The organism is Pseudobdellovibrionaceae bacterium (assembly GCA_019637875.1).
GTDB lineage: Bacteria > Bdellovibrionota > Bdellovibrionia > Bdellovibrionales > Bdellovibrionaceae > JAHBUW01.
The window spans coordinates 1-10,249 of sequence record JAHBUW010000026.1; the positions used below are offsets into that span (position 1 = coordinate 1).

The window sequence follows — 10,249 nt, forward strand, 5'->3', positions numbered from 1 at the left end:
GCTGCCGCGTTTGTCTTTGGCTTTTCTTTGCACAACGACAACGTCTTCGAAGATCTCGAAGATTTTGTCTTTCTGTTCCACCACTTGGACGTTTTTATCGAGTGGCGTAGTGGATGGGGGAGCTTTCGCCTGCGCAAACACGTCGGGTGACGTGGTCAGCGTAGACGCCAATAGAAGCCCATGAATCAGAGCGATCTTCGCGGAACGTTTCATACTGGGATAACCTCATAAATAGGCTAAGGAGTACGGGCACTTGATACAACGAAGCGCGACAGAACTCGACCGAAGGAGAGAGTCACGAACGCCCTGCTTTGAAACGCGCGGATTGTTTTTGTCAGCTCATTCGCCCGGCCTTTAGCCCTACACTGATTGAAACCAAAGCAAACACTGCCCCCGAAACGGCCAGCCCTAAAGGCTGGCCGTTTCACTATCCGGACGAACGTCCATGTTTGAGATTCGCGACCGTGATTGGCGCCAAGCCTCGAGATTTTCAAGAGAAAGGGACATACTATGAATCAGGGTGGGAGTGATCTTTTGGCCGCGTTGAAAGAGTCGTTAGATCTTATCGATCAAATGATCCGCGAGGGGCGCATGAACGAAGCGCACCGCGCGCTTGATCGCATCTCGATCAAGGCCCTGAACCGGGGACTCGCCGCTCGCTTCGCCAATCTAGCCCGACGTCTAATGAAGCCGCAGCTTGCGGTCCGGGCCCTGCACCCGATCATCCGCGGCGAATTCGCGCTGAGCGAGCCGCCCACGGATTTTGAAAAGGCCGAATACGGCGTCGCGCTTCTGCGTCTTGGCGCGATTCCGGAAGCGCTCGAACTGCTGAACGACGTCTCGCCGGCCAAAGTGCCGATGGTGCATTTGTACCGCGCGTTCTGTCACTTCAATCGCTGGAACTATCTGGCGGGATTGCAGTGCTTGGAATTCGACCTGTCGAAACTTCCCGTCGACGACTACCAAAAGAATACGATTCGCGTGAACCGTGCGGCGGCGAAACTGTGGTTAGCCGATCTGGACGGTCTGGAGTACGAGCTTCTCGATTTACAGGAAACGCTGGGGCGTAACAATCAACGCCGCCTGCAATCGAACGTTTTCGAAATGCTTGCGCAGAATTACATCCAAACGGAAAGCTGGGATAAATCCGCGGACGCTTTGCGACGTTCAATGGAGTTGATCGACTCGAATCACCGTATGGACACCTTGTTCATCCGCAAGTGGCAGGCGATCAGTCAGGCGTTGCGCGATCGTGACCCCACGGCGCTCGGTGAATTGCGCACGGAGGCTTTGGCGGCAGGACACTGGGAAACCGTACGCGATGTCGATCACTATCGACTGCAGATCGAACCGGATCGTCGTCTGTTCGAGTATCTGTACTTCGGCACGCCCCACCATTCCTTCCGCCATCGCCTCGAACACGGGTGGCGCAGCGAGTTCGCGATTCCCGAATACGCGGAAGTCGGCGGCGGGACCGCGCCGTCACGGGTGTGGAATCCCTTCGAGCCCGGCAAAGATTGGGGCTCGCTCTCGCATCGCTTGAACCTTGTGCTGTTGCAGGACCTTTACCAACCGCGCCGCGTGGGCGAAATCTTTTCGATGCTTTTCCAGAACGAGTACTTCAATCCCGACTCGTCGGTGAACCGCGTGCACCAAGCCGTGCGCCGTTTGAAGGAATTCATGCGTGAAAATCAAGTTCCCGCGTCGATCGAGTCCATCGATGGACTTTATCGTCTGCAGATCGCGCCCGATATTGCCGTCGGTCTTTATCGTCGCTTCCCGGTGGCGCGCGATCCCTTCTATCGCTGGCGGTTGAATCAGTTCGCGCCGCATGAGTCGCGTGATCACGGAATCAGTCGTGATCAAGTCGAAAACCTACTCGCGATTTCGACCTCCAAGGCCAAAGAGTGGATCCGTCGGGGCCGTGAAGAAGGTTGGATCGAAACTTTCGGCGCCGGATCGAATACCCGTTATTTCATTCATTCACCTTTCCAGAGCGCAGATCAATCTCAAGTGAGGTCCGCATGACTCCGGCACAACTCCGCTACGCCATCGCGATCGTCGTTTCGGTCCTGGTGTTGGGGCTGACATTTCAAAACTGCAGTCGGGGCGGAGCCGAGTCGGGCGTGATCGATCTTCGCTCGGAAGGTTCGAAGACTTCGGGTTCGGGCAACGGGCAAGGCTACGATGGAAAACTCTACGTGATGGCCGATGGACAAAACCAGTGCGAGAAGAACGAAGAAAATCGCACGGGCGTTTTACATAAGATCCTCGTCAACGCGAACGGCATTTTCAAACTCATCGACAAATGTAAAGTCTTGAGTCCGCCGCTTCAGCTCGCGGCGAGCGACCTGAAAGTCGCGGCGAAATCCGCCGAGGTGCTCATCGTGGCGGGTGGACTTTTCCAATATCAGCGCTGGCCGGATGATCTGATCCCGAACGGTCAAATCGTGGACCTGTTCTGCGTCATGGATGATACGACGACGCCGTATCAAGAATTGGCTTACTACCGAAATATGTCCCGTACGGAGCGCGATCTCGGTGGCGGAAAATCGGAAGTGACCGGCGTCGGTTCCGCGACCCTGATGCGGCGAGCGACCGGCGCGATCGTTCAATTCAACGGTGTGACCGAAAGATCCGTGGTGTCACCCGACCCGGATGGGGGAGCTATCCCTTTGTGGGACCGCATCTTGAACGCGCCGAATATCGCGGTGAACGAGGGATTCAAGTTGGACGGGCAGTACTTGGACTACAAACAAACGCGGGACACCATCGTGACGATGAATGGCGGCACGACGATGAAGTCGCGCTGTTGGCAGATTTATTAATTTGCGTCCTCGGCCCGGATGACATTGAATTGTCCGGATGGCCCGTCAGCATTATTTTCAGAAAAGATTCGTCGAAGAACTCGCCCGACGTAGTGAACCCGGGACCATGGGGTTCATCTTCACGGTCATTTTGTTGATGGGGGCCAGCTACTTCGTCGTCCCGTGGTGGCCCGGCGGACTTTTCGTCGGCCTTGCGATCATCGTCACGAACCTGATCCGTTTTCGCTACTGCCGCGCTTTCCTTAACCAGAAACTAAGTCAGGTCGCGTTCCTACGGCTGGCGATCACGCTGATCATTTTGAACGGCGCGCTTTGGAATTTCTTTTTCATCACCGCCTACCTTCATGATCGCATGTTGGGGATCGCGAGTATCATCAGCCTACTGGCGACCTCGGGGTTCAGCGCGGGCGCGACGACGAGTCTTTTCGCCAGTCGCATCGCGCAGCTGAGCTTTCAGTGCATGCTGTTGCTGCCGCTGCTGGCGACGTTGACCTACTTCGGGATTACGACCGGAAGTGCCGACTATTGGATTATCGCGGGGATGTGCTTCGCGTTTTTCTTCTTCAACTTCAAGGCGACGCAAAGCTACCGTGCGCACGTCATCGATCTTTTCATCCGCGAGTATGAGTTGATCGAAACCCGCCAACGCTTGGCCGAAGAGCAAGAGAAGATGATCCATTCCTCGCGATTGGCCTCGTTAGGTGAGATGGCCGGCGGGCTTGCGCACGAGATCAACAATCCCTTGGCGATTTTGATGCTGGGGTTGGATGCCATCGAGTCCCCGCCCGGGAACACCGACATCGAAGCGTTTCGTAAGGGTAAGCAGACAACGATGCGTCGGGCCGTTGAACGGATCAGCAAGATCGTCCGCGGGTTGCGGCAGTTTTCGCAGCAAGGCGATTCACTGCCCTTCGAGACCGTGAGCCTACGGCTGATCGTCGACGAAACGCTCGAATTCTTTCTGGGGCGTCTGCGCAACCAACAGATCGAGCATCGGGTTCAGGGCGATTTGGATTTGAAGATTCACGCGCGACCGGTGCAGATCAGTCAGGTTCTGTTGAACCTGTTGGCCAACTCGCTCGACGCGGTCACCAAGATCGATAAAAAAAGCATCCTGATCGACGTGCGCAAAGAAGGTTCGGAAGTTTGGATCGAAGTTCGCGATAGTGGGCCGGGGCTTGATCCTGAAATCAAAGAACGTTTGTTCCAGCCTTTCGCGACGTCCAAACTTCCCGGACAGGGAATGGGATTGGGACTCAGTATCTCGCGTGGAATCATGCGTGAGCATGGCGGCGATCTGGTCTATTTGAACAACCATCCGGAAACGACGTTCCGGATGGTTTTACCGGCGAATTAATTTATTCCGCGGCGGCCTCCGGATTCGTGCCCATAACTTCGCGTCCGTTTTGGGCGCCGGTCTCGAGTTCGGGGTGGGCGTGGTAAATCAGCGCGCCATTTTTCAAGATCGGGAACCACTTTTTCGCATTCGGCAAAGAGATCGCCGGACATCCCCAGCTGACGCCCAAACGACCGTAAGGTTTCTTCGTTTTATAGTTCTGACTTTTCGGAAAGTCGGGCGAAGCGTACGGGGCTCCGTGCATGACGATGTCACGATTGTAGGCCTGATCGTTCGAACCTTGCAGTCCGTACATCCGTAGGGTCGATCCGTATTGACCGTTGTAAGGCTCGCCCAGGATGTAAATCCCAAGCGATGATTGGCGTGAATCCTTGATGTTACTGAATTTGTAAGCGTAAAGCTCGCCGGTGTTTTTCCCGTGCGTGACTTGCACTTTCGTCACTTTCGCCGTGGGCAGGTGGATGATGTACAGGCGCTCGTTCACCGAGGGCTGGCGGAAGTCGACGATCAAAAGATAGGGGTGATCGGTCAGCGTGACTTCTTTCGAAGAGCGGCTGCGCTTGTTTTCTTCGCAGGGGCGAACGCTGCCTTCGGGTTTATCCGAGCAGGTATAGACATCCTGCTGGAACGTACGGCCCATGTTTTCCGAGCGGAATTTCAACGCGCGTTCCAGAAGCTCGGCGGGAACGCCCTGTTCGAGGATCTGGGTTCTTTTCGCGTCGTCAATCTGCGAGTTGGTCTCGGCCGGCGCGAGGGTTCCCCAGCCGCAGAAAACCGACAACAAGACAGACGATAGGGACAAAACGCGGCGAGGCCGGGTGCTCAGATTCAACATGATGCTCCTCCAGGCCGGTTGCGCACCGGCCGAGCAGAGCGATGAAAGATCCGCGCCAGCTTATTCGTAGCGGTTATAGTGGTAAATGATGACCGTGACGTCGGGATCGGCGGTGTAGGTCTTATCCATGTGACGGATGTTTTTGATCGCGTCGTCGACGAAGATGACCTTTTTGAAGGGACGGCTTTGGCGTTCTTGGAATTGCTGAAGGATGAAACCTTTGTTGCGTCCGGCCGCGTAGGTCACGCCCTCTTTGAAGACCAAGTCTTCACCCTTCGGAAACTTCACGTTGAAGTCCGCCGCGGCGTCGAAGGGGTTGCCGTTGAACACGATCCCGTTGCGGGTCAGCTCGCGTTCGGTCGCTTTCATCAAGTTCACGGCGCGCGCGGTGAGTGCCAAAGTCGGAAAGCCTTTTTTCTGGAGGGCGGCGATGTGCGCGGGCACTTCTTTTTCGGTCAGCTCGGCGGGGCAACGATTCGCCATCTTCAGCCAACCCGCGAATCCTTTGGACTCACCTTCCGGCAGGCAGTCTTGAACGATGAGGAGCGTCTTGTCGATATCGAACGCGACGAGGATTTCTTCGGCGCGCTCGTCGTTCGCCAACGCGAGGATCTCTTGCGTGATCTTGGCGAAGTCGTCGGTGGTATGGATTTCGGTGCGGGCTTGGGCCAGAGTCGAGAAAGCGAGCAGCAGGCCAAAGATCGGTCCAAAGGTCAGACGCATGAATTCCCCCTATCGAGATGGCCCCCGTTTACCCAATCCCGGCCCTGAAGCAAGCCTCCAGAGCGGGATTGCCGGCCTTTTCAATGACGCGCGCCGAATTTATTCAGAAATCATGTCGATTCCGTCAGGTTTACGGGCGGTTCCGAAACGTTTGGCGATGCGCCGGGACTCCAGGTCCACCTCTACGATCTCGTGATCAAGCATGGCGGCCACGAAGGCCCGGCGGGGGCTCGGCACCACGAGTCCGATGGGTTGACGTCCCACGGGCAGGCTCCACTCGAGGCTCAGATCGGACGCGCGGTAAACCAGCATCAATCCCTCGGCCGAAGAGTTCACGATCAAGCGAGAACCGTCGGGCGTGGGAATGACCCGCACCGGTGACTTCGGCGTGGGGGCGGTCGCGACCACCTTCAGGGTGACGGTGTCGATCTTCGCGATGAAGCCGCCCAAGACCGAGCTGGCGTAAACGAAGCGTGCGTCGGGCGACAACGAGATCCCTTCGGTGCCGGGCCCGACGGGGATCTGCGCCAAGATGCGGCCGCTTGCGATGTCGATGGCGGTCACGCTGCCCGCGGCGAAGTTCGAGGTGTAGGCACGGGTTTCGTCCGTCGAGACGACGACCATATGCGAGCCCGCCTGCGCCGTCGGCAGCGTGCGCAAAACGCGACCGGTGGGCACATCGAACACGATCACTTTTTCTTGGGCTTCGCAGGTGACGTAAAGTCGTCGCCCGTCCGCACTTTCGGCCATGCCGTGGGGAGCGCAGTCGGCCTCGTCCAAATTGAACGCGACGGCGTCTTCGGGCTGATCACCACGTACGATCGTGACCGTGCGCCCGGGAACGTTGGTCGGGGCTTCGCTGCGGACGTGATCTTTACCGTAGTTCGTCACGGCGATGTGACCGCCCTTGCGGCTGATCAGAACTTCGTGCGGTAGAAAACCGAGAGGGAATTCGCGTTCGAGTCGTCCCGTCGCGGAGTTGAAGAGTTGCAGGACCGCGTCCTGTTTGCTGACGACCGCGAGCGACGGAGCCGCCTGCGCGATGCGCGCGCCGAAGACGACCGGTGTCGAAAATGAAAAGCCGCACATGAGTCCCAGAATCCAACCGTTCAGTTTCAAAGACATAAGACCTCCTGGGCCCGGGTTCTAGCGGGCGCGGGGACTTTGGACTAAGGCTTCTTCGGACTGGGATTCATTCCGCAAGGTTATGGATCAAGACCTCATTCAACGTCCGCACGGCACGTGAGGCTTCGCCACCGCGACGGCGCACGACCTTGAGGTCGAAGACGAATTTTTCCCCGGGGAGGGCATCGGCCAAACGTTTTGCCCGCAAATCCTCGCGGACTAAAAACTCGGGCAGGATGGAAACGCCCTGGCCGCGCAAGACGAGTTCACGGTGCAGTCCAAGATGATTCGACGAGATGTGGATGCGCGCTTTCGGGTAACGACGCCGCAGCTTTTCGACCGTCGGGAATTTTTGATTTCCGCGATCGTCGATTTCACGCGATCCGATGAAGCGGGACAGGGTTTCGGCGTTTCGCCTTTCGCCGCGCGCGACCACCAGACGGAAAGGGACCGGATACCTCTCTTCGATTTCGAGATTTCCGGGAAGCGGCGGCATGTGGAAGAAGTACCCCACGTCGAGTTTTCCGGCCGAGAGCATCTGCAGAAGTTCGGTCGCCGTCGCGGTGTAGACGTTCGGGTTCAAAGCGGGATGAGTCACCCGCAGTTGCGCGATCGCTTCCGGCAAAAGGCCTGCGGCGACGGGTTCCGCGGCGGCGATGTTCAGGTCACCGGTCAGTTCCGCGTTACGGACCTCGAGCTGCCCCAACTTCTCGATTTCGTCAAAGATCGTTTGGCTGTGACGGAAGACCAGCTGCCCGAAGTCGGTCAGGGCTTTGCCGCGCCCGGCCTTCACGAAAAGCGGGCGCCCGAGCTGGTCCTCGAGATTTTTGATCATCTTGCTGACGACGGGCTGTTGCACATGAAGCCGGTCGGCGGCGCGACCCACTCCGCCTTCGACGACGGCGAAATAGAAGTATTTGAGGTGTCCCAGTTCCACGAGGGGCCGCATGGGGAATTTCTGACGAAGGAATGATTTGGGGTCAACTCATTCCTTTAGAGAATGTCGGAAAAGTACGGTGGAAGTGTCGAAAACACGAGGCAAACAAAAACCAGATCCTCAGCCGGTCCAATGACCGGAATCGTTTTCCTCACGTCAGAAAGTGATGACTTGGAAGAAGACCATCCGGAAAACAGGGGTGGATTGACCTAATCCATCCACAAGGAGAACTGTATGCGTATGATTCGCTGCTTGATTGTCGCCACGGCTTTGCTACTCGGAAGTTTTGCGTCCGCCAAGAACAGTGGCGTCGGTTTGAGCGTCGGAATGGGACTGCCCTTCCTTCAACAGGTGGGATTGAACTATAAAATTTCGGACCGCTTCGGTTTGTCCTTCGGGTACAACCTGCTGGATCTGTCGTCCGGCGCCGCGAGCGTGAAGCTGTCGATGCCCGAGCTGCTGGTTCACTACCATCCTTTCTCGGGCGCGTTCTTCGTGGCGGCCGGTTTGGGACAGGAGGCACTGGAGGTCACGGCAAAGGATTTGACGACCGGCGCGACCGCCAAGGCCGACGTGAAATCCATGGCGGCCATCGCGAAGACCGGCTGGATGTGGGGCCTGGCGAACAATGGTTTCTGGTTCGGCGTGGACCTTGCGTTCGTCTCGCCCTCGAATCCAGACGTCAACATTACCGCGCCCGGCGTGCCGACCAATAGCACGGCCTACACCGATACCGTCGACGCCGCGAAAAAATTCGGCGAGACCTCGTTTACCAACATCACCTTCGCCCGCATCGGCTGGGTGTTTTAAGCCTCGCGCCAGCGGCAAGGCCCGTCCCGAAACGAGACGCCCCGTCGGGGCTCAAGCTCTGGGGCGGGTCGAGCCGAAAAGAGATTCGGGGGTGCCTGATGAGCTTGTCCCGATTCATGGCCATATGCGGCTTCGCTTTCATGCTGTCGTCCGCGGCTCTCGCCCACGCGGCGTCCGCCGAGCGCGTGCAGCGTCTCGCGAACTTCGAAAAGTCCTACAAGGCCGCAAAGAAAATGGCGGATCTGCTGAAGCAAGCCGAACCGACGCTGAGCTTCGAGGATTACCAATTCCTGCACCAGTCCATGGAGTCAGGTCGCCTACAAAACGAAAAACCTCCGACCCTTCGTCGCAAGGGTCCCGCCGAGTTCGAGTACGAGATGCGCGGGACGATCGTGAACGTGCGTTGGGACGAAGAAGACCGTCTCGTCGTCAATCGGCAGGTCGTGAACGTTTCGGACGAGCGCCGTGCCGAGGACATCTACCGCAAAGTCATGGCGGTGCTTCCGAAAAAAAGCGCCGCGCATCCCCTTCAAGAGTTGCTGCTGCCGCGGGCCGAGGCGACCATCGACATGATCGCGACGGCGTTGGGTTTGATCACCACGCTGAACGATCTGTTTCAGCGCAATGCCGCTTGTCCCAACGCCAACGAGCGGGTTCAGGAGTGCCTGGGTAAATTGCGGGAGTTCGATCCCGAAATTCGTCTGCCGGTCGGTCCGGGCGGACGTCGCACGGCGGGGGACGATCACTTTTTCCACCGCGGCGGCAAAATCCGCTGTCCGGGCGGCGCGGGCGACGTGATTAAAGAAATCGGGACGACCCAAAACGAGCTTGAAGGTCTGGAGCGGAACATCGGCGCGCAGATCACTTGTCGCCCGAAGTTGGATATCATGAAGAACTGTATCGAAAGTTTGAAGTGTTCGCTTTTGGGCTGCGGCGCGAGCCCCGAGATGATCCGTCGCAATTCGACCGTGGGTGAGGTCTCGGCGGCTTCCTGTCAGTCTTTGCTGGCGCGACTTCGTCGCAATGCCGCGCCTTCGCGCCCCCTCAACAACAATGGCGCGCCGCTTGACCTGCGCCCTCCGTCCCAGCAGGACTCGCGCCGCTGATTCAGCGGCCGCCCTTGGTGAGATCGCGCCGCAGACGCTGCACGGTCTCGGCTTCGTCGGAAATGATGATCAGATCCGTGCCCGGCGCGACGTGCAACGTGCCGTCGCGGGTCAGCGCGCGCATCAAGTGCGTGGGCTGCATGGCGAGCATGGGATCACGGAACGCCCAAGTGACGACGTCGGCGAATTGCGGTCGGCAAGGTGCGACGTCGTGGGAATCGCGCGAGGCCATACGCGCGTTGAGAATCACGTAGCCGCCATCCCGCGGGATGACGTTGTAAAGATGCGCGCTCAGCGAGGACAGCAGAACGCGGCGAGTTTCGTTCGCGCTGAGTTCCCCTTCGGCTTCGATCGTGAAGGTTTCACAGAGTCCCCGGTCGATTTTCACCGGCCGACCGTAAGCGTCCGCCAGGCTTGAGGCGACGGCGGGAAGTTCCGCGTGCCGTAACCATAGTTTTTCCGCGGCATCCGCCGTCGTCATCAGGAACGAGAAAAGAATTGTGATCATCCGAATATGCTACGACCCGC

11 protein-coding genes are annotated in these 10,249 nt (G+C 58.0%); 5 read left to right on the forward strand and 6 right to left on the reverse strand.

The genetic code is table 11. The annotated features are described in order from the left end of the window. A partial coding sequence (locus KF767_19100; GenBank protein ID MBX3020001.1) for a hypothetical protein occupies positions 1-213 on the reverse strand: 213 nt, incomplete at its 3' end. Positions 214-591: 378 nt separating this feature from the next. Here KF767_19100 and KF767_19105 point away from each other — a divergent pair. Genes KF767_19105 through KF767_19115 form a run of 3 tightly spaced genes read left to right on the forward strand, consistent with a single transcriptional unit; the run spans position 592 to position 4,185 of the window. After that, positions 592-2,028: a hypothetical protein gene (locus tag KF767_19105; protein MBX3020002.1), complete on the forward strand. Its 1,437-nt coding sequence runs from the start codon at positions 592-594 to the stop codon at positions 2,026-2,028. Beyond that, the gene (locus tag KF767_19110; protein ID MBX3020003.1) at positions 2,025-2,828 is read left to right on the forward strand and encodes a hypothetical protein; all 804 of its coding nucleotides are present in this window, start codon (positions 2,025-2,027) and stop codon (positions 2,826-2,828) included. The genes KF767_19105 and KF767_19110 overlap by 4 nt, the downstream gene beginning before the upstream one ends. 37 nt (positions 2,829-2,865) lie before the next feature. Then, the gene (locus tag KF767_19115) at positions 2,866-4,185 is read left to right on the forward strand and encodes a GHKL domain-containing protein (protein ID MBX3020004.1); all 1,320 of its coding nucleotides are present in this window, start codon (positions 2,866-2,868) and stop codon (positions 4,183-4,185) included. A 1-nt stretch (position 4,186) separates the two neighbouring features. Here KF767_19115 and KF767_19120 read toward each other — a convergent pair whose 3' ends face one another. From KF767_19120 to KF767_19135, 4 genes are all read right to left on the reverse strand, one after another. After that, positions 4,187-5,020 (reverse strand): murein L,D-transpeptidase catalytic domain family protein, encoded by an 834-nt coding sequence (locus KF767_19120; GenBank protein ID MBX3020005.1) that lies wholly within the window; start codon positions 5,018-5,020, stop codon positions 4,187-4,189. A gap of 60 nt (positions 5,021-5,080) precedes the next feature. Beyond that, on the reverse strand, positions 5,081-5,743 hold the full coding sequence (locus KF767_19125) for a DUF2608 domain-containing protein (protein ID MBX3020006.1): 663 nt from the start codon (positions 5,741-5,743) through the stop codon (positions 5,081-5,083). Positions 5,744-5,842: 99 nt separating this feature from the next. Then, positions 5,843-6,868: a beta-propeller fold lactonase family protein gene (locus KF767_19130; protein MBX3020007.1), complete on the reverse strand. Its 1,026-nt coding sequence runs from the start codon at positions 6,866-6,868 to the stop codon at positions 5,843-5,845. 67 nt (positions 6,869-6,935) lie between these two features. Then, the gene (locus KF767_19135) at positions 6,936-7,817 is read right to left on the reverse strand and encodes a LysR family transcriptional regulator (GenBank protein ID MBX3020008.1); all 882 of its coding nucleotides are present in this window, start codon (positions 7,815-7,817) and stop codon (positions 6,936-6,938) included. A gap of 222 nt (positions 7,818-8,039) precedes the next feature. On the opposite strand from KF767_19135, the gene KF767_19140 reads away from it, so the two are divergent. Continuing rightward, positions 8,040-8,615 (forward strand): hypothetical protein, encoded by a 576-nt coding sequence (locus KF767_19140; protein MBX3020009.1) that lies wholly within the window; start codon positions 8,040-8,042, stop codon positions 8,613-8,615. Positions 8,616-8,713: 98 nt separating this feature from the next. Continuing rightward, the gene (locus KF767_19145; GenBank protein ID MBX3020010.1) at positions 8,714-9,721 is read left to right on the forward strand and encodes a hypothetical protein; all 1,008 of its coding nucleotides are present in this window, start codon (positions 8,714-8,716) and stop codon (positions 9,719-9,721) included. Between the two features lies 1 nt (position 9,722). Here the strand turns inward: KF767_19145 and KF767_19150 are convergent, their stop codons facing one another. After that, positions 9,723-10,229 (reverse strand): hypothetical protein, encoded by a 507-nt coding sequence (locus KF767_19150; protein MBX3020011.1) that lies wholly within the window; start codon positions 10,227-10,229, stop codon positions 9,723-9,725. Positions 10,230-10,249 lie beyond the last annotated feature (20 nt).